Source organism: Brevibacterium moorei (genome assembly GCF_024580735.1).
In the GTDB taxonomy this organism is placed as follows: domain Bacteria; phylum Actinomycetota; class Actinomycetes; order Actinomycetales; family Brevibacteriaceae; genus Brevibacterium; species Brevibacterium moorei.
Map to the genome: position 1 here is coordinate 1 of NZ_JANIJX010000025.1, position 22,436 is coordinate 22,436.

A 22,436-nucleotide genomic window follows, 5' to 3' on the forward strand; every position below is an offset into this window, starting at 1 on the left:
CAACGGAAGACTCGAGCACCTCCGAGGCTCCGCCCTCGGCTTCCGGAACCTGACCAACTACGTTGCACGCAGCCTCCTGGAAGCAGGGGGATTCAGACCCCAACTACACTCCCAAATCGGATGAGCCAACGAAGTGCGCATCTTCGCCCATGGACACCTGAGCAACCTTGTACAGGCCGATCCATCTATTCATCGAAGCCACGACATCTCCGGATGTCATTTCCTGACCAGTATGAAATTTTACACCCTGGCGCAGCTTGAACGTGTACGTCTTCCTGTCTTTACTGACAGTCCAACTCTTCGCAAGAACCGGCCGGACTTGATTGTCGTTATCTGTCGTGACAAGAGTCTCATAGACGTTTCGCATGGTTATCTTGGTTGGAGAACCAGTCAGAGTCTGCTCATCCAAGTTTGTTGGCTGTGAGCTTATGGCAATGTCCAGCCGGTCACTGTGTGAACTACTTGACGTGCTGGTCGCACATCCGGATACACCAATCACAAGCAATACGGCGACGATACCCGAGACGAATGATCGACGTTTCATTTTCATCCTTCCTTCATCCTGGAGGTGGGAATCGCGAGTCCAATCGCATACTCAGGAGGCGGCATCTGAGGCCTCCATGGATGGTTTTTCAATACGTATACGTCCGAGCCCGTTTTCAATCGAGATCTCCGTGCCGTACACAGCGGACAATCGTTGCAGCCGTTCCAGCACTTCGGTGTTGTTTGCGGGCTGCGGCAGGCCCCGCCGGTAATGGGGTTCGCCCCAGCCCAGGTCGATCGGATCCAGCACGATATCAAGACCGTCCTCGGTCACTTCCCACCGCGCCACTACCGCCGACCAGATCGCCGGGTCCACCGCATAACCACGTGTCCAGTCTCCACTGCGTGTGGCAAGTGCCTGGCTGACATCAGCTTGACCATCGAGCCCGTACGCCTCGTAGAAGTCCGCGGGGAGCTGCTTCACCGTCTCGTTCTCGAAGATGAAGTTCCCCAGGCTGTAGAAGATCGGGCAGCCTTTGTAGATCTCGATTCCACGCACCAGATGGGGACCATGACCGATGATCGCGTCGGCCCCGGCATCGATTGCGGATCGACAGAATTCTTCGACGAACTCTGCCGGCCGTTCAATATCTATGCCATTCATCTCGTGGGCGTGCAGGCTCACGACGACGTAGTCGGCTTCGTTCCTTGCACGCCGGATCGCCTGAATCAACCGCACCAGGTCTGCATGGTTCGCCGTGGTCGTGGGACCTTTATCGCACGTGAAGACGTGGCCGCCGAAATACAACCCCTGCGATTCATCCCAGGGTTGCTTATAACCCGCAGCGACCGACTGGTCCCATTCAGCATTGATGCCGGTCGTCTTGGAAATGTCACGCAGTTGCCCCAGCTGTTCTGCACTGACTGAGTATCGAGCCTGATGGCCGAGCGCGTTGACCCCAGGCCGTCCCCGCATATCTCTGCGCTGGTCACCGGCGACCCAGGACTTGTCGAAGGTAGATGTCACGGCAATGAGTGCTACCCGGTGTTCGGCGGTCTCCAAGTAAGAAGGGGCCGACGCTGCAGCCAGATCCTTACCGGTGCCGGCGAATGTCACGCCTGCCTGTTCAAGGTTCTCAGCAGTAGCCAGTAGACCGTCACTCGAATAGTCCATCGCATGGTTGTTGGCCGTGGACATCATGTTGAAGCCCAGTTCGGTGAGGTCGGTTATCACTCGGGGATCGGCGATAGCCCAGGTGCCGCCGCTTACTGCTGCTGGATAGCCCCGGTCGTCGTGTGCAGTGATTTCGAAGTTCGTGAATCTGACTTCGCAATCAGCCAGCGATTCTGCGATGGTTCGGAGTCCGAGATGCCGAGGGCTGATGCGGCGGGTCACAAAGCTGTCACCGGTAGCAGCCAATCGCAAACCTGAGGCTTCCCGCCGATTGCCCTGTGATGTATCTGATATGACCATAGTCACATGATTTAAGGTGGTTGCAGATCACATTCCATATTTGCAGTATTCGGACATAGAGGAGCTAATTTTGCAGGATACCGCCGTCGACTCACACACTCTGCTGTCGGAAGAGGACCTCGCCCTTATCGATGCTATGCAGATCAACCCCCGGATCAGCTGGGCGGATCTGGCTTCAGTCATTGGCACCGATGCCACAACAGCCGCGCGTAGGTGGAGGCGGCTGGCTGGTTCGGGCGTCGCCTGGACGACTGTCATGCCAGGGCCCCGTCAGATGGACCGCCTCACTCTCACCTATTTGGAGATCGACTGTGAAGTCGACCGGTGGGGCGAAGTGCTCGAATGGCTCTACGCCCAGCCGCATATAGCCACGGTGCAACACCTCAGTGGCGAACTGACACTATGGTGTTCAGTCTTCGCACCCAGCGAAGAACTCATGTCCGACTGGATTGTCTCCGTCCTCCCCACCGTCGGTGGCATCCGAAGAGTTCGAACCAGCATCGCCACGAGGATCTTCGACTCCTCACGGTACTGGCGGCTGAAGATCCTCGACCGGCGTACGTCAGAGCGCGTCGGCCCCGAGCCCAAGCGCAGTGGCGTCACCCATGACTTCGACAAGGCCGATAGAACTCTGTTCTCGCTACTGGCACGGGACACTCGGACTGAGACGAAGACGCTCAGTGCAAACCTGGAAATCAGCCAGCGCAGCACTCAACGCCGAATCAATCAGTTGGTCAACGCCGGCGATATGGAGTTCCGCTGTGATCTGGCGAGGGGAAGCGCCGGTTGGCACTCTGGCGCGATCCTGTGGATGAACGTTCCAGAAACTGGGGTCGAACAGGTCGGGAGGACAATGGTCGGATTGCCAGAGACCAGGTCCTGCGCTGCCATCGCGGGACGGACCAACTTCATGATGACAGTCGCGCTGCATTCGGCGAAAGACCTCTATTCATTCGCCCAGCGGCTGACCAGCCGGTTCCCCCATGTCTCCATCGTCGACCGGCAGATCGTACTGCGCCAGTACAAGCTCTACGGCCGCTTGCTGGATGCTGCCGGACATGCGGTGTGCACCACGGAAGTCGACCCGTGGTACCTCAACTCGGCTCCGCGAGCTGTACCGACCTCGGCCTGACCGGGGTCTGGATGCGCTCGTCGTCCGCCCCAGCCACCGGCGCCGGCGCTACCCCATCTCGAACTTCCCGCGCAGGAAGTCGGCGAGCTCGGCATGGGTGCCGACCCAGACGTCTTCCTTGCCCAGGGCATGCTGGATAACGCGTTCCACTGCTGAGATCCGTGACCGGTGCCCGCTGATGTGCGGGTGCAGGGTCAGTTCGAAGACTCCGCCCTCCGCATAGGCCATGTCGAATTCGTCCTTCCATATCTGTTCGACATCGCGCGGCGGCGTGTGCGGGCGGATCCCGCCGAACCGGTTCATGGAAAAGTACGGAGCGTCATCGCGAATCCATTCACAGGGGATCTCGACGATCCCGGTGGGAGTCCCATCGGCCAGGATCTCGTAGGGTTCCTCATCGGCCATCAGCGATGCGTCGTAGACGAAGCCCATCTCCCGGATGACCTGCAGGGTCGAATGCGAGAAGTCCCAGGACGGTGTCCGAATCCCCACGGGCCTGGTGCCACTGAGTCGCTCCAGCGTGTCCGTCGCCCTGCCTATCAAATCGAGTTCGGCTTCGTACGGCAGCTCTGTATTGCGCTCGTGGATCCAGCCGTGCACCCCGACCTCGTGGCCACCGGCGACGAAGGCATCGATGTCCTGCGGATGAAGCAGGGCGGATACGCCGGGGGTGTAGAACGTGGCCTTCACACCGTTGCGCTCCAGCATCCGCAAGACCCGGGGAACCGCCACCCGACTGCCGTATTCGCCCACCGACAACGAACCGGGGGTGGTCTGCCTGTCCCGCAGGAACGGCGTCTCGTGATCGGCATCGTAGGTGATCATCACGGCGCACTTCGCCCCGCCGGGCCAGCGCTGGGCAGGATCGGGATCGACCAGTGCACGCCCGGCCCTGACCCGGTCGACCTCGGCCCTCCACACCGGCTCATCCCACTGCCACGGTTCGCGACCGGCCGGCTGTTCATCGAACGAATCACTCATCGGGTTCCCCAGTCCTCATCATCGCCTTATGCGTGATTCACATCATATGCCTGGGTGAATTCCGTGGAACCGCGCACCAGTAACTCGCTGCGATAGACCTCGCGCTGCACGTCCATGTCCGGTGTCGCGATCCTGCGCAGCAGCATCGCCACGCCCTCCTGCGCCATCTTCCGCGAGGGCTGCCGCACGGTCGTCAGACCAAACGACGGCCAGGCCGACATCTCCACATCGTCGTATCCGATGACCCAGCAGTCCGCTGCATCCAACCCCTGACCGCGCAGTGCGTCCAGCGCCCCGAATCCCATCAGGTCATTGCAGCAGAAGATCGCCTGGGGACGGTTCGCCTGCCCCAGCAGACGCTCGCTCTTGACCTGTGCGAGGTCATGGTCGAACTTGGCGTTGAGGCGCCGGTATTCGGGCACCGGGTAACCCAGCTCCGCCATCCGCGCGTTGAAGCTGGCCTCCCGGACCCGGGCCGTGGCAGCCGAATCAGTCCCGGTAATCACTGCGACATCAGTCCGCCCGTGTTCCACCAGATAGTCCGCAACCAACGCCCCGCCCTGCTCGTTGTCGCTGATGACCAGGTCACCGTCATAGTCCTCGATCACCCGGTTGACCAGGACGATGGGAAATCCGCCCGCATGTGCCGCCGCGAATTCGACTGACCCGCTGGTGACCGAGGTGAAGATGACGCCGTCGACCGCGCGTTCCCGCAGGGCCTGAATGGCATTGTCGTGGTATCCGTGATCGGTGTTCCACAACAGCACGCGCTGACCGGCGCTGACCAGAGCGCCCGTCATTTCGTCGAGCAGTTCGCTGTAGAACGGATTGGCCAAATCGCTGACGACGACTCCGATCGTGTTCGTCCGCTGGGTTCGCATGGCCTGTGCCCCGGCATGGGGGACGTAACCAAGTTCCTCCATCGCGGCGGACACCCTGGCTCGCGTGGTAGCGGCGACCAGATCTGGCTTCGTCAACATTCGGGACACGGTCGCCTGCGACACACCAGCCAACCGGGCTACATCGCGACTTGTCACCATCGGTGCCGTCTCTCCTCTTCATGGTTACCATCCGGGCAGGACTGCCCTCGTCGAACGCGGAACAGAGCGCCGAAATCCACTCGAAATGCACTGGGGCCGAAGGCGGTTCCGCCTTCGGCCCCAGTCGTACAGCGTCAGACTACCAACGCCGCGCCGACTTACAGGACGGTCATCTGCCCACCGTCGCGTCGTATTCGGCCGTCTGCCCGCGCCGCTTGCGTACCAGAGGTGCGGTTTCCGGAGTCCACAGAGCTCCGACGAGGGAAATCACCCCACCGAAGATGATGTAGATGGCCACCAGCCAGTACCGGTCGAAGTGCTCGCCGATCAGCGCGGTGGCGATCAACGGGGCGAAGCCGCCGGCGAACACCGAGGCGATCTGCGGGCCCACGGATGCTCCGGAGTAGCGCAGCTTCGGTTCGAAGAGCTCCGTGTAATAGGCCGGCTCCACCGAATAGCACAGGTCACGACCGACATTGCAGGTGAGCACCAGGGACAGCAGGATCATGAAGAAGTCGCCGGTCTGCACACCCCAGAAGAAGGGGAACGCGGTGATGATCATGGTGATGGCACCGGCCATGACCGTGTACTTCCGACCCCAGTGGTCCGACACCCAGCCCCAGAACGGAATGGTAAACAGGCCCAGGCCCGCCATGATCATCGTGGCCAGCATGATCGTGTCCTGGTCGATCAGGATCTGCTTGCCGTATGCCAGCAGGAAGGTCGTGTAGATGTAGTAGTTCGCATTCTCCGCGAAACGCATCATGATGACTTTGACGATCGTCAGCGGCTTGCGCTTGATAACGTCGACCACCGGCATCTTGGCGACGTCCCCGCTGGCCTGGACCTCCTTGAACGCCGGGGACTCGTCGACTTTCATCCGGATGTAGAACGACAGTGCCACCAGGATGATCGACAGCAGGAACGGAATCCGCCAGCCCCAAGCCTGGAAGGCCTCGGTCCCGGGGATGATCAGAGCCATGATAAAGAACGCTCCGTTGGCAAGCAGTGTGCCAGCCGGCACACCGATCTGCGGCATCGAACCCAGCATGCCACGCTTGGCCTCCGGCGCGTATTCGGTGGCCATCAGGGCCGCACCGCCCCACTCGCCGCCGATGCCCATGCCCTGAATCACCCGCAAGAGGAGCAGGAGGATGGGCGCCCAGATGCCGATCGCATCGAAATTGGGCAGACAGCCGATGAGGAAAGTGCCACCACCCATCAGCCCCAGGGTGATCATGAGCATCTTCTTCCGGCCCAGTCGGTCACCGAAGTGGGCGAAGATGAATCCGCCCAAGGGCCGTGCCATGAAGCCGACGGCATAGGTGCTGAAGGCCAGCAGAACGCCGGCGAACTCGGAGAACTGAGGGAAGAACTGGTGGTTGATCACAATGGCGGCGGCCACGCCGTAGACGTAGAAGTCGTACCACTCGATACATGTACCCAGGACTGACGAGGCCAGAGCCCGGCGCCTCATCTGTGGGGTAATTCCCGCGGTTGATGCGCCCGCAGTCTGCGCAGTTGTCGTCATAGGGACTCCTTTGTCATACCCGATCGTGGCTCGGTTCACCAGGGAACTGAAGCTCCGGCAAATGTATACGTAACCAGATCAATCGGTCAAGGGCTTGAAATTAATGAATGCATACGTATACAGTTGCGGCCAGACATCATCAACGTCGATGCGAAGGATCAGCGATGACAAACGACTCGGACACCACGGCCACCACCAACCTCGGCATCACCACCGCCGTGAAGTTCCAGGCGCTGAAGGAACCTGCGCAGAGCTTCGTGCAGCGCGGCAGCACCCAGCAGGTACAGGACACGGTCAAGGACGTCATCGCCGATATCCGCACGCGCGGCGATCAGGCGGTCCGCGAGTACTCGGAGAAGTTCGACAAGTACGCACCCGGCACTTTCCTCCTCGGCGAGGAACAGCTCGACGAGATCATGGCACGGGTGCCCCAGCAGGTCATCGACGACATCGTGTTCGTCCAGGACCAGGTCCGCACCATGGCCCAGCGCCAGCTCGAATCCCTGCAGGACTTCGAAATCGAGACGATGGACGGAGTCCACCTGGGCCAGAAGAACATTCCGATCCAGGCCGTCGGCGCCTACATCCCCGGCGGCAAGTACCCGCTGCTGGCCAGCGCCCACATGACCATTCTGACGGCCAAGGTCGCGGGTGTCCCCCGTGTTGCGGCCTGCACCCCGCTGATCAAGGGCGAGATCCCCGACGCAACGATTGCCGCCATGCGGCTGGCCGGCGCTGACGAGATCTACCTGTTGGGCGGCATCCAGGCGATCGCCGCCATGGCCGTGGGTACGGAGACCATTGACCCGGTCAATATGTTGGCAGGCCCCGGCAACGCCTTCGTCGCAGAGGCCAAGCGCCAGCTTTACGGCGAGGTCGGCATCGACCTGTTCGCCGGCCCCACCGAGGTCCTCATCGTCGCCGACGAACACGCCGATCCGTACATCACCGCGGTCGACCTGCTGTCCCAGGCCGAGCACGGCCCCGATTCCCCCGCCGTACTCATCACGACCAGCGAAGAGGTCGGTCGCAAGACCATGCAGCACATCGACGAACTGCTGCCGGAGCTGCCCACCGCGGACTTCGCCGGCAAGTCCTGGCAGGACTGGGGCGCGGTGCTGGTCGTCGAGAACCTCGACGACGCCTATGCGCTGGCCGACGCCTACGCCTACGAGCACGTGCAGATCCTCACGCAGGAACCGCGTGAGGCCCTGGAGAAGATGCACAACTACGGTGCGATCTTCCTGGGCGAGGGGACCTGCGTGTCCTACGGCGACAAAGTCATCGGCACCAACCACGTCCTGCCCACCCGTGGAGCCTCCCGCTACACCGGTGGCCTGTGGGTCGGCAAGTTCCTCAAGACCGTGACCTACCAGGAGGTCACGAACAAGGAATCCAGCGCCTTCTTCGGCGAGGTCCTGGGCCGGGCCGGTCGTGTCGAGCGCTTCGAAGGCCATGCCCGTTCCGGCGATGTGCGCGTCGCGAAGTACCGTGGAACCGAATTCGACTGGATCCATCAGGAGCTGGGCGCATGACACTTCCACCCTTCACCGGCTTCGATGGGAAGAAAGCCCTGATTACGGGAGCGGCCGACGGCCTGGGCAAGGCCGTCGCCGACGCCCTGCACGCCGCCGGCGCCCAGGTCTGGGGCACCAGCCGCAGTGCCGAGACGACCGCGCAGATCTGCGCCCGCTACGGCACCGAGCCGATCCCCGGCCTGGACCTGTCCCGGCCACAGGACGTCGCCTCGTTCACGGATGCCGTCGATGCGGTGACCGGTGGAATCGACCTGCTGGTCAATAACGCAGGCGTCAACGTTCCCAAACCCGCGCTGGAGATCACCGAGGACGACTGGGACACGGTCTTCGACATCAACGTCAAGGGCACCTTCCTGATCAGCCAGGCCTTCGCACGCAGGTGGGTGGGCACGAAGACACCCGGTGCGATCGTGAATATGGCATCGCAGGCGGGCATCGTCGCGATCGAGGAGCGCGCCGCGTACGGCTCGTCCAAGGCAGCGCTGATCCACCTGACCAAGCAGTTGGCCCTGGAGTGGGCCCAGTACGGTATCCGCGTGAATGCGGTGGCTCCGACCTTCGTGAAGACTGCGTTGACGGCCAGCACGCTGGAGCGCGGGGCCTGGGCGGATGAGCTCCGGTCCCGGATTCCGCTGGGCCGCTTCGGTGAGGCCTGCGAGGTGGCGGGTCCGACCCTCTACCTGCTCAGCGACGCCGCGTCCCTGGTCACCGGCACCACTCTGGTGGCCGACGGCGGATACACGATCCGCTGAGCCGGCGGTCGGACTCGGTTCTCCGGGTCCTCGCATGCGGTGAGGACCCGCATTCGGAAGGAAGAAAATGAGCGTTGCGAAGATCGATGAGGCTCTTCACGCCGGCACGTCCCTGATGTGTGCGGTGGTCGGGACCGGCTATATGGGCGGCGGGATAGCGCAGATCCTGGCACTGCACGGACACACCGTGCAGTTGGCCGACGTCGATGCCGCCCGGACGATAGCCGCCCGCGAACGGCTGATCGCCCAGGGCGCCCAGTACGCGGCGGAGGGGCTCTTTCCCGCCGAGGCCGAGCAGCTGCTGCAGGCCAACCTGATCGCTGCGGCCTCCCGCGAGGAGGCCGTGGCGCAGGCCGCCTACATCGCCGAGGCGGTCCCGGAGGATCCGGAGATCAAACGGGCCACGCTCGAACTGATCTCCCAGCATGCTCCGGCGGACGCGGTCATCGGGTCCAATACCTCCAGCATCCCGATCCGCGAGCTCAGCGAGTTCGTGACCGGACCGCAGCGGTTCCTGGGCGTGCACTGGATGAACCCGGCCCCGTTCGTACCCGGGGTCGAGATCATCCCCGGGCCCCAGACCTCGGCCGAAGTCGTCCGCTGCGCTTGCGAACTCATCACCTCCCTGGGCAAGACCGCGACCCGGGTGACCGATGCAGCCGGGTTCGTGTCCAACCGGCTGCAGTTCGCGCTCTACGCCGAGGCCTCGCGCATGGTGGACGAGGAACTCGCCACACCGCAGGAGATCGACGCGGTGGCGCGCTCCTGCTTCGGGTTCCGACTGCCGTTCTTCGGCCCCTTCGCCATCGGGGACATGGCCGGTCTGGACGTCTACGCCGGCTCCTATGAAACCCTCGAGGCCGAATGCGGCGAGCGCTTCGCCATGCCGGCTCCGGTACGGGCGGCCATGGAATCGGGCGATCTGGGCCTCAAGACCGGTCATGGACTGCTGGATCTGGACGAATCGCAGACGGCCGAGCTGCTGGCCTACCGCGAGCGCGCCTATGCGAAACTGTCGCAGTTGTGCGCCGAACTGGGCCCGGCTCCCGGCTTCAAATAACGGATCTGAGCCTTAAAGGGCAGAATCACGACCGACGATCATCGGGCTGTCTGTTTCAGATTCCACTGTTCAAACAGTGGAATCTGAAACAGACGGCCCCATCTCGCCCGCCAACAGTTCGTGGGAGCGGCGGCGGGTGGCGGGGTCGGCGATGAGGTCCTGGACCATCACCTCGTCGGCACCGGATTCCTCGACCATCCTCTCCAGCGTCGCGCCCACCTGGGACGGCGATCCGGCGACGAAGCGCGGCCACCGGCCGTCGACGATCCCGGTGGGCTCGGCGGCCTGGTCCGCGCTCAGCTCGGCCCTGGCCTCGTCCGGAGTCGGCACCATGACGGATCCGGCCGCCCGGCCCGCCGTTTGCAGTCGCGCGTAGTAGCCCTTGGGCCCGCCGGCCAGGCGCTGACCGTCCGCCGCGTCCTCGCCAACGGTCGCATTGACCGACAGGATCGCCCGCGGTTCGTCCAGTCCGAAGCCCCTCGGCCGGAATGCCTCGCGATATGCACGCAGGGCGGGTGCCGCGGCACTGGGGTTGATGAAGCAGGCGAAGCAGTATCCGATCCCCAGCTGCGCGGCCAGCTGGGCGCTGTTCGGGCTCGATCCCAGCAGCCAGGTCTGTGGGACCTGCGGTACGGATGGCATGAGCGCATGTCCGGCGAAGGGGTGTCCTTCCGGGAAGGCCTGGTAGAGCCAGGCCAGGGTCTCCAACACCTGCTGGCCGTGGTCGACCTGGATGGGATTCTGCCGGTTGAGCTGCATCGCCAGGTCGACGATCGGCCCGCCGGTGGCCCGCCCCATGCCCAGGTCGACCCGCCCGGGTGCCATGGCCTCGAGCTGTTGGTACATCTCCGCGATTTTGAACGGGCTGTAATGGTTCATCAGCACCGCCCCTGACCCGACCCTGATGGTCTGCGTCGACGCTGCGGCCGCGGCGATGAGCAGTTCCGGATGGTGCGAGGCGCCCGAGCGGCTCAGGTGGTGTTCGGCGAACCAGATGCGGTGGAATCCGTGCGCCTCGGCGTGCTGTGCGGTTTCAATCGCATCGTGCAGTGCGTCCGATTCGGTGGTCCCCGGGGCGACGGTGCCCAGGTCGACGATCGACAGTCTCATGCGTGTCACTCTACGGCCTGGGTGCCGATCGTTGGACCGTTTATTTCAGATTCCACCGTTCAATCAGTGGAATCTGAAACGGGATATGGCAAAGCTCCGTGAACGGTTTGCACGGTGTGCCGACACACGGTCCCCCGGGCGCACCAGCGGCTGTCCCACCTGCGCTAGGCTCGAACCGCGATGGGCTGAAAGACCCATTCCGGACCCGCGCAGTGGAGGCCGTGATGAACCAGCAGAACCCCAAGCCGTCCAGGCCATCAGACGGTCCCGCGAACAACTCCTCAACGGGCGGTGAAACCAGTGAGGACGCACGCCTGGCCGAGGCCGCGGACCGGTTCGTACAAGCCCGCGCCCGGGAACAAGAGCACACCCCGGTCACCGGGGAGCGCTTGGCGGGGCTGAGTCGCGGGGCAAAGGGCGGCGAGCCCAGGTAAGCAAGAACAAGAGCGAAGCTCAGCAACCGCATTCCAACCGAAGGCCAGTCACCATGTTCACACCAGTTCCGCAGACCGAGGATTTCTCCGCGATGATCGTCGCACCCCAGCCCGAGGCCACAGATGCCGGCGCGCAGACACTGGCCGCTGGCGGCAATGCCGTGGACGCGGCGGTCGCCACTGCCTTGGTCCAGGGCGTGGTCGACCCACTCATGTCCGGCATCGGCGGAATGGCGATCGCCCAGATCGTCACCCCTGATGGCCAAGTCCACATCATCGACGGGCTCGGGACGAGTCCCCAGGCGGTCACCCCGGATGTGTGGGCCGACAGGCTGTTGGGCCCCACCACCGACGGCTTCGGTTTCCGGGTCGAGGGGCATGTCAATGAAACCGGTGCTCAGTCCATCATGACCCCGGGGACGCTGAAGACCTTGGAGGCGATTCACACCCAGTTCGGCCGCCTGGCCTGGTCCGACTTGTTCGCCGAGGCGATCAGGCTGGCCCGTTCGGGCTGGCCGATCCGCCCACATGTGCACACCGTGCTCACGCAGAATGAGCAGAAGTACGGCCGCATGGACTTCGGCGACAAACTGGCCAATACTGCCGATGGTCGGCGCATCTATCTTCCGCATGGAACGCTGCCGCGCCTGGGCGATATGATCATCAACCCGGAACTGGCCGACACCCTGACCCACCTGGCCAAGGCCGGTGCTACGGACCTGTACACCGGTGAGCTCGCCGGTGTGATCGCCGATTCCATCCGGGACGGTGGCGGGTTCCTGACCCGCGATGACCTGGCCGAATATGAGCTTCAGCACCGGGACCCGGTCGTCGGGCGGTACCGCGGGCTGAAGGTGACACTGCCGCCGAATCCGGCCGGTGGCGTACAGACCATGCAGACGCTGGGGATTCTCGACCGGTTCGATATGGGCACCATCGCGCATGGTTCCGCCGCGCACATTCGAATCCTGGCCGAGGCGATGAAGCACGCCCTGCGCGATAAAGAGGACCTGTGGCGCCGTCCCACGGCCACCAACGCGGACTATGCAGCATTGTTGACTGCCGAGGCCCTGGACCGTGCAGCAACCGAGGTCCGGGCCGGGCTTCGTGTGGATGTGGACGGCCCGCGCTATGCGGACACCGATGCGAACGCTGGTCCGGACAACGAATCGCGCCACACCACGCATATCTCCGCCATGGACGCCGATGGCCTAACGGTCTCGTTAACCCACACGCTGGGAAATCCTTCGGGCTTCATCCCCAGCGGTACCGGCTTCATGATGAACGGTGGGATGAGCACGTTCGATCCGCGACCCGGCACCTCGAATTCAGTGGCACCGGGGGCCAGGCGACGCACCACGATGGCGCCCACGGTGGTCCACGATGAAACCGGGCCGATCATCGCCATCGGAGCCCCTGGCGCATCCTGGATCACTCCGGCGATCGTGCAGGGGATCTCCAATATCATCGACTTCGGGATGCCTGTGGACCGGGCTGTGGCAGCGCCGCGAATCGTCGCAACATCCAACGCGATCGACATCTCGAACAGGATCCCCCGGTCTGTAGAACTCGCGCTACAGGGTGAGGATTACGAGGTCCGCAGGTCAGCACTGAGCTTTGCATTCGCCGGGGTCCATGCGATCACCCGCATCGATGGTCGTTTGGCGGGCGGCGCCGACCCCCAGCGCGATGGCTATGCGGCGGGGGTGTGAGGCCCGGACCGAAAATCGCTGGACCATTCATTTCAGATTGGACCGGATGAACAGCCCAATCTGAAATGAACGGTCCAATGATTGAGGAGCGCGGGCCTGAGCACCGTCAGCGCCCGAACCCGTCCCAGGCTCCGTCGCATTTCTCCTCGAACCGGGTGTGCGGCCAGTCCGAGCCCGGGACGAAGCGGGTGAAACCTCGGAATACCAGCTCATCGTGCATCGCCCGCGCGGCACCAGGACCGCAACGGTACGGACCCGATGCCTTCACCCACAGCCGCTCACCCGCTTCCTCCACCAGGTCGAACAGGGGATGCTCGCCCAGCTCCACCTCCAATGACGTCTGGGGCAGGCCGTAATGGTCGATGACGATCTTCAGATCCTCCGGCAGCTTGGGCAACAGGTCCGCGATCTCGATCTGCTGCTCGGCCTTGGCCTGGAACTCCAAGTGCCAGTCCAGGCGCTCCATGAACCGCAGGATCGGTGCCCAGGCCAGTCCGGCCAGATCCGGCATCTGGCGTCCGATCAGGTTCAGGCGCACGCCCCGGACCCCGGCCTCGTGCAAAGCGACGAAGCCGTCCTTGACGAACCCACCCAGCGCATTGAACGTCGCCGAGGGATTGACATCGTCGACCACGATCACCCCGCGCAGCCGCTGGGGATACTGCTGCAGAGCAGCCAGCAGGTAGCTGTTGTCGGTGCCCAGGAAGCTGGGCTGGATCAGCGTGCCCCAGGCCAGGCCGTGGGCGTCCAACTGCGCCAGGTAGGCCTCGGGGGACGCATCGTAATCCGGCACGTAGCGCGGGTGCTCCGTGGCGGCGACGCCGGCTTGGAAGACGTGGGCGTGGTAGTCGCCGGGGGCGACGATAGGTGGATCGAACAGCGTGTCAGCCATGGGTCCTACGATATATCTATGACAGCAACGATCATCGGCGTTGTGGGGCTCGTCGTTATCTTCGCCCTGTCGATGTGGCGCGGAGTGAGCATGGGCGCGATCGCCCTGTTCGCCGCCTTCGCGCTCGGCACCTTCTACTTCGGGATGAAGACCGACGACGTTTCGGCCCAATTCCCCACGAACCTCCTGGTCACCCTGGTGGGCGTCACCTTCTTCTTCGGGCTGGCGCGGGCCAATGGCACCGTCGCCAGGGTCGTCGACGCGGCCGTCGGCCTGACCCGCGGAAGGGCCTGGGCCCTGCCCTGGGTCTTCTTCATCCTGGCCGCGATCATCACCGGTTCCGGCGCGCTTTCGGCGGCGACCAACGCGATCCTGGTTCCGGTGGGCCTGGCCTTCGCCTCGCGCTACCGGATCAGCCCGCTGCTGATGGGCCTGTCGATCCTCAACGGCACCAACGCCGGCGGCTTCTCCCCCATCGCCGTGTACTTCTCGATCGTCAACGGCGTGTTGGTGAAATCGGGGGTCACCGTCGATCCCATGGCGATCTTCATCGGCACCTTCGTGTTCAACCTGGTACTGAACCTGGTCGCCTTCTTCCTGCTGGGCGGCCGCGGCCTGCTCGCGCGGCGCGGCGGTGGCGGTGCGCAAACCACCGGGGCCGAGGTCCCGGCAGGCCGCGCACACACCGTCACCACCGCGCCCGCGGGCACCGGCGGCACTGCCACAACCGAGGCCTCGACCCCGGCGAAGGAGTCCTGGAACTGGCAGAACCATCTGACCCTGGTGCTGTTCCTGGCGATCCTGGCTCTGGGCCTGTTCGCGAAGCTCGATGTGGGATATCTGGCGCTGGGTTCCGCCGTGCTCCTGGGCCTGATCGCACCCCAGTACGTCAAGGACGGGATGGACGCGATCGGCTGGGGTGTGGTGCTGCTGATCGGCGGCATCGTGACCTATGTGGGAGTGCTGCAGAAGGCCGGCGTCGTCGACACCCTGGCCAACGGGATCACGGGGATCGGTTCCGTGCTGGTGGCCTCTCTACTCATCATGTACGTCGCCGGCATCGTGTCCGCCTTCGCATCGACCAATGCCATGTTCGGCGTGCTGGTGCCCATCGCGGCACCCCTGCTGTTGGGCGGCCAGTTGCCCCTGGTGGGCTTCGTACTGGCACTGTCGATCGCGGCCTCGGCGGTGGATTCCTCGCCGTTCTCCACCGGTGGCGCCCTGGTCGTTGCCAATACGGAGGAGGACAAGCGCGACAAGACGTTCAAGGGCCTGATGACCTGGGGCATGTCCATGACCGCGATCGTGCCCCTAATCGTCTGGCTGCTGTTCCTGGTGGGGCGGGTGTAGCACAGGGCCATCCACACCGGGCCGGTTGGTCCGGCCCGCTAAGCCCCCGCATCCTGTGCCCGGGCCAGGAACGAGATGTCCACCGTCGGTTGTTCCCCCACGGCCAGGGTTGCCGCGATCTCGCCGATTGCGGGACTCATCTTGAACCCGTGGCCGGAGAATCCTGCCGCCACGATCACGTTCTGCGCACCGGGAGCCGCGCCCAGCCATTCGTGCCGGCTGGGCGTATAGGACTCGTAGTAGAAGTCCACCCGGTAGGGCTCCGGATCCAAGCCCGGGAAGTAGCGCCGGATCTTCTCCTGGAAGGCCTCCATCACCTCGGGGATCACCTGCCGGGGTGCGGACTCGGGCCGTTCCACCTGGGGATGGTGTTCGAACCCCAGCCCCAGTTTCATCCCCATATGGTCGAAGGTCGGCAGCGCGTACAGATACGTCGGATTGCTGCGGATGATCGGGTAGATCCCCTCCATCACCTGCGGGGTGCGCCCGGTGAACCACGCGGACATCAGCTGGTGGCTGTGCAGAGTATCGGCCAGTTGCGGCACCAGGTGTTGGGTCCACGGGCCGCCCGCCACAATCACCCGGTCGAAGTACTCGGTGCGCGTCTCCGCGTCCGAGGCCCCCGCGGACTCACGTACCCGCGAGACGACCCGTACCCTGTCGCCCAGGTCCTCGACCTCCACCACCTCTGTGTTCGTCCGCAGCTCGCAGCCGGCGCGCACCGCCAGCCCCGCCGCGGCCTTGACCGTCAGTTCGGGGCGGATCACCCCACCGAACCGGTCGAAGACGATCGCGTCCTCGGCGTCGAAGGCGTGCGAGGGGAACCGCAACCTGGCCTCGTGCACATCCAGGATCTCGGCATCGGGATTGTCCTGTGCCGCTGCCAAGGCCCTGCGGGTCTCCTCGGCCTCGGCCGGGCCGGCGACCAGGGCGCCGTCGAGTTCCCGCAGTAGCCAGCCCGACTCCGTCTCCAGGTTCGTCCACAGTTCGCCGGCGCGCTGCACGATCGGAGCATAGTGCGCGTCCTCGAGTTCGATATTGCGGAACAGCCGGTTCCCGCCGCCGGCCGCCCCACGGGGATGGCCCGGCGCGTACTGTTCGAAGGCCGTCACCCGGCGGCCCGCGCGGGCCAACTGCCATGCGGCCTGCGCGCCCATGGTGCCGGTTCCGATGACCGCAAAGCGGTTCGTGCTCATTGTCTTCACTGCTTTCCTATTAGGGGACGGTGCGTTTCAGCTGGGGCGAGGACACCCTCGGGGACCGTGCCCACTCCTCCGGACCCACTCCCGCATGGCTCACGGCGCCGAGGTCTCGACGACATTGCGCAGCGGCTCGCCTGCCGTGTACCTGGCCAGGTTGTCCAGGAAGAGTTCGGCGAATCCGCGGTGCCGGTCGCGCGTATCCCCCGACATATGTGGGCTGATGACGACATTGGGCTGTGCGAACAGCGGGTGGGCGGCCGGCAGCGGTTCCGGCGCGGTCACGTCGAGCACCGCCGCGGATCCCGGCCGCTGCGCCATCGCCTCGGCCAGGGCGATATTGTCCACGGTGTCGCCGCGGCCCACATTGATGAAGACCACGCGCTCGGCCAGGCCCTCCAACAATTCGGCGCCGATGATGCCACTGGTCGTGGGACTCGATGGGAGGACGGCGACGATCACCGAGTAGTCGGCGATGTCCACGGCCCGCCCCAGCTGCGCGAAGGTGAGGACCCGGTCGAAGGGGCCGGCCGCAACCTCGGCCATCGGAGGAATCGTGCGGCGCACCCCGTCGACTCGCGGCACTCCGATGCCCCGCAGATGCCGGGCGACCGCGGAGCCGATCGAGCCCGCGCCCAGCACCAGCGCCCGCAGTTCGGCATTGCCCAAGAGCTGGCGGTAGTGCGCGCAGTGCGCCCGCGAGTCCAGGGTCGAGGTCAGCAATCCCTTGGACCACAGCAGGGTCCCGCCCACCACGAATTCCGCGATGGCATCGTCGAGCACTCCACGGGCATTCGTCAGGGTCACGCCGGATTCCCTGAATGCCGGGGTGAGCAGCCGGTCGTAGCCCACCATGCTCAGCTGCACCCATTTCAACCCCGGCGCCAGGCGCAGCAGCTCGTCGATGTCCGTCCAGTAGGAGGCCCGGACGTAGACGGCCTCGGTGTCGGGGTGGATATCGGCCAGTTGAGAAGGTGTCAGGACCTGCAGCCCCAGTTCCGCGGTGGCCCGATCCAGGTATTGCGCCCCGGCTCCGTCCTCGCGGTCGATCACACAGGTGCGGACCCTGCGAGCGGTATCGGCATCGTTGGCTATCACATGAGCAACTCTACGTGATACCCGTCACCTGTAGTCCACCCCTATAGGCTGTCCCCATGGCACAGCTCGTGACACTCCAACAGCTCAAATACTTCGTCGAGGTCGCCACGCACGGGTCGATCACCGCCGCAGCCGAGGTCCTCTACATTTCCCAGCCCAGTCTGTCGGCTGCGATGAAGGAGCTGGAGGCGCGCCTGGCCAAAGAGCTGTTCGTCCGGTCGACCCGCGGCATCACGCTGACCGCCGACGGGGTCGAGTTCCTGGGCTATGCGCGGCAGGTGACCGAACAGGCCGAGCTCTTAGAACAACGCTACGGCACCCCCACCCCTTCGAAACGCCAACTGGCGATATCGGCCCAGCACTTCGCGTTCGTGGTCAATGCCTTCGTCACAATGGTCCAAGAGGCAGACAGCCACGAGTACCAGTTCACCCTGCGCGAGACCCGCACCCACGACCTCATCGAGGACGTCCGCACCATGCGCAGCGAGCTGGGGATCCTGTACCGCAACGACTTCAACCGTCGCGTGATCGACCGGCTGCTGCGCGACGCGGGACTGTCCTTCCATCCGCTCTTCATCGCCAAACCGCATGTCTTCGTGGGCAGTGGCAACCCCCTGGCACGCCGCCGATCGGTAACCCTGGACGACCTGACGCCGTACCCGCGCCTGTCCTTCGACCAGGGCGAACAGAATTCCTTCCACCTGGCCGAGGAGATCCTCTCGACCGTCAGCGTCCCCAAGTCGATTCACGTGAGCGACAGGGCCACGATCTTCAATCTGATGATCGGCCTGGGCGGCTACACGATTTCCACCGGCATCGTCAGCGCGGACCTCAACGGCCCCGATATCGTGGCGGTTCCACTGCGTGTCAAGGAACGGATCGAGGTCGGCTGGATCGCCCACTCCGCACTCCAGCTGACCCAGCAGGCCGCCCACTACATCGACCTGCTGCGAACCACCGTGGCCGAGTACGACGTAGAGGTCCTGGAATAACGGACCCGGAGCGGAGGCGTGGCTATTGCGAGCCATAGAAAGTACCTATAGTTACACATAATGACAGCCCCTTACCCTTGAGCAAATGTTCTGCGCCACCATGGAGCCATGACTGAACGCTTCCAGATCGTCGGCAGCCTGCTGCGACCGCAGGACCTGCTGGACTACAAGACCCAGATCGAACACCGCGATGACATCGCCTACCCCTTCTACGATGACCTCCCCGGATACCGGGAAGTCGAGGTGGCAGACACCCACGATGTCGTGGCCAAGGAGATCGAACACGGCATCGACGTCCTGACCGATGGCGAATACACGAAGTCCATGTGGCACCTGGACTTCGTGTGGGGCCTGTCCGGCGCCCAGCGATTCATCGCCCCACAGGGCTACCTGTTCCGCGACCTCGACGGGGTGAACACCTACGAGACCCGCCGCGACATCGGCATCCGTATCACCGCACCCCTATCGGGCAAGAACCACCACTTCATCGACTGCTGGAAGCGCGTCGTCGCCCAGGCCGAGGGTGTGGACAGCGTGCAGGCGGTCAAGCAGTGCATCCCCTCGCCGGCCCACATCTACGGAGAACTGTCCGGCCTGATGTCCGGCCAGCCCCACGCCGGCAAAGCCGAGGGCGTCTACGCCACCCTTGAAGAGCTGCGTGAGGGCCTGCTGGGCGCCTACAAGGAATTCGCCGCGGAATACGCCGCGGCCGGCGGCACGATCCTGCAGTGCGACGACTGTCTGTGGGAGCTCTTCGCCGATGACAACGACCACTCGCCGTTCAGCGGCAACGGCCCCCACGCCGGCGCCGCCCGCGAGGTCGCCGAGACCTTCGTGTCGATCAACAACGAGTTCATCGACTACGCGCACTCCCTGGGCCTGACGGTGTGGACCCACAACTGCCGCGGCAACTACGAGTCGCGCAATATGAGCGGCGGTTCCTACGCCGCGATCGCCGAGCTGTTCCTCGGCGGCCAGCGCTACGATCGCTTCTTCCTCGAATGGGATGATGAGCGCGCGGGTTCCGTCGACGCGCTCCACGCCTTCGACGGCCGTCCCGGGGTCGAGGTCGTGCTGGGCGTGCTGTCCTCGAAGACCACGGACTTGGACGACGAGGCCAGGGCCCAGCGCCTGCTGGCCGCGGCCTCGGAGATCCTACCCAAGGAGAACCTGTACCTGTCCCACCAGTGCGGCTTCGCCTCCTGCGACGGTGGCAATGCCCTGGCCGCCGACCAGCAGTGGGCCAAGATCGACCAGGGCCGCAGGATCGCGGCCGACTTCTGGGGCTGAGCAGAGTACGGGACTGAGCCGGACTGCATACGGGCGGACCCGCCCAGGGCACCCGTGCCCGAGGCCGCACTCACCGAGCGCAATGCCGCCCGGTGAGTGCGGCCTCAGCGGTTCGCCCGTCAGTCGGAAAGCCGCTGCACGATCGCCTCACCCAGCGAAGCGGTCGTGCCATTGCCGCCCAGGTCGGGCGTCCGCGCGTCCGAGCCCGAGGCCAGCACGGCCTCGATCGCGGCCACAATGGCATCCCCCGCATCGTTGTGGCCCAGATGCTCCAGCATCATCGCACCCGACCAGATCTGCCCGATCGGATTGGCCAGACCCCGGCCGGCGATGTCCGGGGCCGAACCGTGCACCGGCTCGAACAGGCTGGGGAACACCCCCTCCGGATTGATGTTCGCACTGGGCGCGATGCCGATCGTCCCCGTGCAGGCCGGGCCCAGGTCCGACAGGATATCGCCGAACAGATTACTGGCCACGACCACATCGAACCAGTCCGGATGCAAGACGAAGTTCGCGGTCAGAATGTCGATGTGGAACTGATCGGTCGAGATCTCCGGGTACTGCGTCGCCATTTCCGCGAAACGCGAATCCCAGTAGGGCATGGTGATCGAAATGCCATTGGACTTCGTGGCACTGGTGACCTTATGGCGCTTCCTTGTCTGCGCCAGTTCGAAGGCGAAGCGCTGGACCCGGTCGACGCCCGTGCGCGTCATCACCGTTTCCTGAATGACGGTTTCCCGGTCAGTGCCCTCGAACAGGATGCCGCCGGCGTTGGAGTATTCACCCTCGGTGTTCTCCCGCACCACGTAGAAGTCCACATCGCCGGGCTCCCGACCGGCCAACGGTGATTTCACCCCGGGCATCAGCTTGCAGGGCCGCAGGTTGATGTACTGGTCGAATTTCTTCCGGAACTGGATGAGGCTGCCCCACAGCGACACGTGGTCGGGCACGATATCGGGCCAGCCGACGGCACCGAAGTAGATCGCGTCGAAGCCGCGCAGCTGTGCTTCCCAGTCCTCGGGCAGCATCACGCCGTGCTCCTGATAGTAGGCGGCGGACGCGAAATCGAATTCGGTGAACTCCAGATCGATCCCGAACCGCCGTGCGGCCGAATCGAGCACGCGCAGCCCCTGTGGCATCACCTCCGGGCCGATTCCATCGCCGGCGATCACGGCGATCCGGTGCGGTCCGGACTGGTGGGACTGGTCGGATGGGTTCGGCACAGAGGCATTCTGTTGCGAGTCGGGCATGGGGCTCCTTCATCATCGAAAACGGAATCCACTCCAATCTACCCGCCACCCGGATGCCACGACCGGGGATCTGGTTTTCCACAGATTCGGCTACGGGTCTTCCCTTGGACGGGCGCTTCTGGTTTGATGAGATCACCGCACCATTACTCACGATCCTTCACGACTCCTCACGACAGGGCATCACTCATGAGCACATGGCGACAAACGATAGGCAGACGACACCGAGGTCCCCGCCCGTCGGCCCCGCCAGACGGCTTTCCGCACGGCCGGGCGGGCACCGGCCGTGCAGGCCCCGGCCGCATCGCCGCCCTTGTGCTGGCCGTCGGAGTCGTGCTGAGTGGCTGCGGTGCCGGCGAGCCCCAGCGTCCACCGGCGCCCGTCACCGCGTCCCCCGAAGCAGCGGTCGCGGACCCCACGCCCGCCATCCCCGAATACACGACGAAGCTGAAACTCACCGCCAAGGAAAAACAGGCCGCCGATGGGGCGGTCTTGACGGTCGATCGGTATTTCAAGGCCTTGACCAAGATCTATCAAGATCCGAGCTCCGATCCCGAACCGCTTAAATCACTCAGCGGAGACACGATCCATACCCTCACCTTAAAAACTATTAGCGACATGAATATCAAAGGCTATAAGATGCAGGGAACCCTTCGTCCAGATTCCCTGCATATTGATTCAGTAGAAATCTCAAACAAACCCGGAAACACGGTTAGAATTTCAACTTGTATGCCTTATTCTGATGTTAGACAGGTGAATCATAAGACGGGCGAAACTTCACCGTCAGTAGCTGATGAAATGGTTAAAATAGCCATAATAGGAAATTCTGGTAATTTTCGATTGGATTCCCTCGAGCCGTTGGGGAGACCATGCGACGGACAATAGTTGCATTAGCGGTAATTATACTGATGCAGTTCTCAGAACTTATATTAACCGGCCCAGTAAGTGCAAAGACAGTGAAGTCGTGCCAGGCAACTGCTACCGGAACAATCTGCGAAATAGTCATCACAACCCCAGGCAAACCTGGCGGAGGGGGTTCCAACCCAGGACACCGCGACCAACCCGCCGGCCACAACCCCGGGTCCGGCAATGGCTCGGGCGGGGGCTCCGGCCGTGAGAAC

At 64.0% G+C, this 22,436-nt stretch carries 20 protein-coding genes; 10 read left to right on the plus strand and 10 right to left on the minus strand.

What is annotated here, in order from left to right:
• Positions 1 to 103 precede the first annotated feature (103 nt).
• Together NQ034_RS13650 and NQ034_RS13655 are read right to left on the minus strand one after the other, a co-directional pair.
• Entirely contained in the window at positions 104 to 544 is a 441-nt protein-coding gene (locus tag NQ034_RS13650; protein ID WP_257049499.1) for an ABC transporter substrate-binding protein, read from the minus strand.
• Between the two features lie 51 nt (positions 545 to 595).
• Complete coding sequence (locus tag NQ034_RS13655) at positions 596 to 1,957, minus strand: CapA family protein (protein WP_257049500.1); 1,362 nt, start codon at positions 1,955 to 1,957, stop codon at positions 596 to 598.
• 70 nt (positions 1,958 to 2,027) lie between these two features.
• On the opposite strand from NQ034_RS13655, the gene NQ034_RS13660 reads away from it, so the two are divergent.
• Positions 2,028 to 3,089, plus strand: coding sequence for an Lrp/AsnC family transcriptional regulator (locus tag NQ034_RS13660; RefSeq protein ID WP_257049501.1), 1,062 nt, complete (start codon positions 2,028 to 2,030; stop codon positions 3,087 to 3,089).
• A 48-nt stretch (positions 3,090 to 3,137) separates the two neighbouring features.
• On the opposite strand, the gene NQ034_RS13665 is transcribed toward NQ034_RS13660, so the two are convergent.
• The 3 genes from NQ034_RS13665 to NQ034_RS13675 form a co-directional block, all read right to left on the minus strand.
• Entirely contained in the window at positions 3,138 to 4,070 is a 933-nt protein-coding gene (locus NQ034_RS13665) for a polysaccharide deacetylase family protein (RefSeq protein ID WP_257049502.1), read from the minus strand.
• A 26-nt stretch (positions 4,071 to 4,096) separates the two neighbouring features.
• Positions 4,097 to 5,110, minus strand: coding sequence for a LacI family DNA-binding transcriptional regulator (locus NQ034_RS13670; RefSeq protein ID WP_257049503.1), 1,014 nt, complete (start codon positions 5,108 to 5,110; stop codon positions 4,097 to 4,099).
• A 169-nt stretch (positions 5,111 to 5,279) separates the two neighbouring features.
• Positions 5,280 to 6,641, minus strand: a complete 1,362-nt coding sequence (locus NQ034_RS13675) for an MFS transporter (RefSeq protein ID WP_257049504.1) — start codon at positions 6,639 to 6,641, stop codon at positions 5,280 to 5,282.
• A gap of 164 nt (positions 6,642 to 6,805) precedes the next feature.
• Between NQ034_RS13675 and hisD the strand changes: the two genes are divergently transcribed.
• From hisD to NQ034_RS13690, 3 genes are all read left to right on the plus strand, one after another.
• A complete protein-coding gene (gene hisD / locus NQ034_RS13680) occupies positions 6,806 to 8,176 on the plus strand; it encodes a histidinol dehydrogenase (RefSeq protein ID WP_257049506.1) in 1,371 nt (456 codons plus the stop codon).
• Positions 8,173 to 8,931: an SDR family NAD(P)-dependent oxidoreductase gene (locus NQ034_RS13685; RefSeq protein WP_257049507.1), complete on the plus strand. Its 759-nt coding sequence runs from the start codon at positions 8,173 to 8,175 to the stop codon at positions 8,929 to 8,931. Before hisD ends, NQ034_RS13685 begins: the two co-directional genes overlap by 4 nt.
• 67 nt (positions 8,932 to 8,998) lie before the next feature.
• Positions 8,999 to 9,991 (plus strand): 3-hydroxyacyl-CoA dehydrogenase family protein, encoded by a 993-nt coding sequence (locus NQ034_RS13690; RefSeq protein WP_257049508.1) that lies wholly within the window; start codon positions 8,999 to 9,001, stop codon positions 9,989 to 9,991.
• Between the two features lie 69 nt (positions 9,992 to 10,060).
• Here the strand turns inward: NQ034_RS13690 and NQ034_RS13695 are convergent, their stop codons facing one another.
• A complete protein-coding gene (locus NQ034_RS13695) occupies positions 10,061 to 11,101 on the minus strand; it encodes an MsnO8 family LLM class oxidoreductase (RefSeq protein ID WP_257049509.1) in 1,041 nt (346 codons plus the stop codon).
• Between the two features lie 224 nt (positions 11,102 to 11,325).
• Here NQ034_RS13695 and NQ034_RS13700 point away from each other — a divergent pair, with 224 nt between their 5' ends.
• Positions 11,326 to 11,535 carry a hypothetical protein gene (locus NQ034_RS13700; RefSeq protein ID WP_257049511.1) on the plus strand — a complete coding sequence of 70 codons (210 nt, stop codon included), beginning with the start codon at positions 11,326 to 11,328 and terminating at the stop codon, positions 11,533 to 11,535.
• Between the two features lie 53 nt (positions 11,536 to 11,588).
• The gene (locus NQ034_RS13705; protein WP_257049512.1) at positions 11,589 to 13,247 is read left to right on the plus strand and encodes a gamma-glutamyltransferase family protein; all 1,659 of its coding nucleotides are present in this window, start codon (positions 11,589 to 11,591) and stop codon (positions 13,245 to 13,247) included.
• Between the two features lie 106 nt (positions 13,248 to 13,353).
• Here the strand turns inward: NQ034_RS13705 and NQ034_RS13710 are convergent, their stop codons facing one another.
• On the minus strand, positions 13,354 to 14,139 hold the full coding sequence (locus NQ034_RS13710) for an amidohydrolase family protein (RefSeq protein ID WP_257049513.1): 786 nt from the start codon (positions 14,137 to 14,139) through the stop codon (positions 13,354 to 13,356).
• 18 nt (positions 14,140 to 14,157) lie between these two features.
• On the opposite strand from NQ034_RS13710, the gene NQ034_RS13715 reads away from it, so the two are divergent.
• A complete protein-coding gene (locus NQ034_RS13715) occupies positions 14,158 to 15,489 on the plus strand; it encodes an SLC13 family permease (RefSeq protein WP_257049514.1) in 1,332 nt (443 codons plus the stop codon).
• A gap of 38 nt (positions 15,490 to 15,527) precedes the next feature.
• Here NQ034_RS13715 and NQ034_RS13720 read toward each other — a convergent pair whose 3' ends face one another.
• Both NQ034_RS13720 and NQ034_RS13725 read right to left on the minus strand, forming a co-directional pair.
• Positions 15,528 to 16,685 (minus strand): FAD-dependent oxidoreductase, encoded by a 1,158-nt coding sequence (locus tag NQ034_RS13720; protein ID WP_257049515.1) that lies wholly within the window; start codon positions 16,683 to 16,685, stop codon positions 15,528 to 15,530.
• A 99-nt stretch (positions 16,686 to 16,784) separates the two neighbouring features.
• A complete protein-coding gene (locus tag NQ034_RS13725) occupies positions 16,785 to 17,786 on the minus strand; it encodes a D-2-hydroxyacid dehydrogenase (RefSeq protein ID WP_257049516.1) in 1,002 nt (333 codons plus the stop codon).
• Between the two features lie 56 nt (positions 17,787 to 17,842).
• Between NQ034_RS13725 and NQ034_RS13730 the strand changes: the two genes are divergently transcribed.
• Both NQ034_RS13730 and NQ034_RS13735 read left to right on the plus strand, forming a co-directional pair.
• Positions 17,843 to 18,778, plus strand: a complete 936-nt coding sequence (locus NQ034_RS13730; RefSeq protein ID WP_257049517.1) for a LysR family transcriptional regulator — start codon at positions 17,843 to 17,845, stop codon at positions 18,776 to 18,778.
• A 108-nt stretch (positions 18,779 to 18,886) separates the two neighbouring features.
• Complete coding sequence (locus NQ034_RS13735) at positions 18,887 to 20,068, plus strand: cobalamin-independent methionine synthase II family protein (protein ID WP_257049518.1); 1,182 nt, start codon at positions 18,887 to 18,889, stop codon at positions 20,066 to 20,068.
• A 119-nt stretch (positions 20,069 to 20,187) separates the two neighbouring features.
• On the opposite strand, the gene NQ034_RS13740 is transcribed toward NQ034_RS13735, so the two are convergent.
• On the minus strand, positions 20,188 to 21,291 hold the full coding sequence (locus NQ034_RS13740) for a tartrate dehydrogenase (RefSeq protein WP_257049519.1): 1,104 nt from the start codon (positions 21,289 to 21,291) through the stop codon (positions 20,188 to 20,190).
• A 339-nt stretch (positions 21,292 to 21,630) separates the two neighbouring features.
• On the opposite strand from NQ034_RS13740, the gene NQ034_RS13745 reads away from it, so the two are divergent.
• Positions 21,631 to 22,200 carry a hypothetical protein gene (locus tag NQ034_RS13745; RefSeq protein WP_257049520.1) on the plus strand — a complete coding sequence of 190 codons (570 nt, stop codon included), beginning with the start codon at positions 21,631 to 21,633 and terminating at the stop codon, positions 22,198 to 22,200.
• Positions 22,201 to 22,436 lie beyond the last annotated feature (236 nt).

What these genes read in the sequence shown, in the direction of transcription:
- NQ034_RS13670 (WP_257049503.1), bottom strand. Translation starts at nt 5,110, where the DNA reads ATGGTGACAAGTCGCGATGTAGCCCGGTTGGCTGGTGTGTCGCAGGCG.
- NQ034_RS13730 (WP_257049517.1), top strand. Translation starts at nt 17,843, where the DNA reads ATGGCACAGCTCGTGACACTCCAACAGCTCAAATACTTCGTCGAGGTC.
- NQ034_RS13675 (WP_257049504.1), bottom strand. Translation starts at nt 6,641, where the DNA reads ATGACGACAACTGCGCAGACTGCGGGCGCATCAACCGCGGGAATTACC.
- NQ034_RS13665 (WP_257049502.1), bottom strand. Translation starts at nt 4,070, where the DNA reads ATGAGTGATTCGTTCGATGAACAGCCGGCCGGTCGCGAACCGTGGCAG.
- NQ034_RS13735 (WP_257049518.1), top strand. Translation starts at nt 18,887, where the DNA reads ATGACTGAACGCTTCCAGATCGTCGGCAGCCTGCTGCGACCGCAGGAC.
- NQ034_RS13720 (WP_257049515.1), bottom strand. Translation starts at nt 16,685, where the DNA reads ATGAGCACGAACCGCTTTGCGGTCATCGGAACCGGCACCATGGGCGCG.
- NQ034_RS13690 (WP_257049508.1), top strand. Translation starts at nt 8,999, where the DNA reads ATGAGCGTTGCGAAGATCGATGAGGCTCTTCACGCCGGCACGTCCCTG.
- NQ034_RS13655 (WP_257049500.1), bottom strand. Translation starts at nt 1,957, where the DNA reads ATGGTCATATCAGATACATCACAGGGCAATCGGCGGGAAGCCTCAGGT.
- NQ034_RS13695 (WP_257049509.1), bottom strand. Translation starts at nt 11,101, where the DNA reads ATGAGACTGTCGATCGTCGACCTGGGCACCGTCGCCCCGGGGACCACC.
- NQ034_RS13685 (WP_257049507.1), top strand. Translation starts at nt 8,173, where the DNA reads ATGACACTTCCACCCTTCACCGGCTTCGATGGGAAGAAAGCCCTGATT.
- NQ034_RS13715 (WP_257049514.1), top strand. Translation starts at nt 14,158, where the DNA reads ATGACAGCAACGATCATCGGCGTTGTGGGGCTCGTCGTTATCTTCGCC.
- NQ034_RS13650 (WP_257049499.1), bottom strand. Translation starts at nt 544, where the DNA reads ATGAAACGTCGATCATTCGTCTCGGGTATCGTCGCCGTATTGCTTGTG.
- NQ034_RS13705 (WP_257049512.1), top strand. Translation starts at nt 11,589, where the DNA reads ATGTTCACACCAGTTCCGCAGACCGAGGATTTCTCCGCGATGATCGTC.
- hisD (WP_257049506.1), top strand. Translation starts at nt 6,806, where the DNA reads ATGACAAACGACTCGGACACCACGGCCACCACCAACCTCGGCATCACC.
- NQ034_RS13700 (WP_257049511.1), top strand. Translation starts at nt 11,326, where the DNA reads ATGAACCAGCAGAACCCCAAGCCGTCCAGGCCATCAGACGGTCCCGCG.
- NQ034_RS13710 (WP_257049513.1), bottom strand. Translation starts at nt 14,139, where the DNA reads ATGGCTGACACGCTGTTCGATCCACCTATCGTCGCCCCCGGCGACTAC.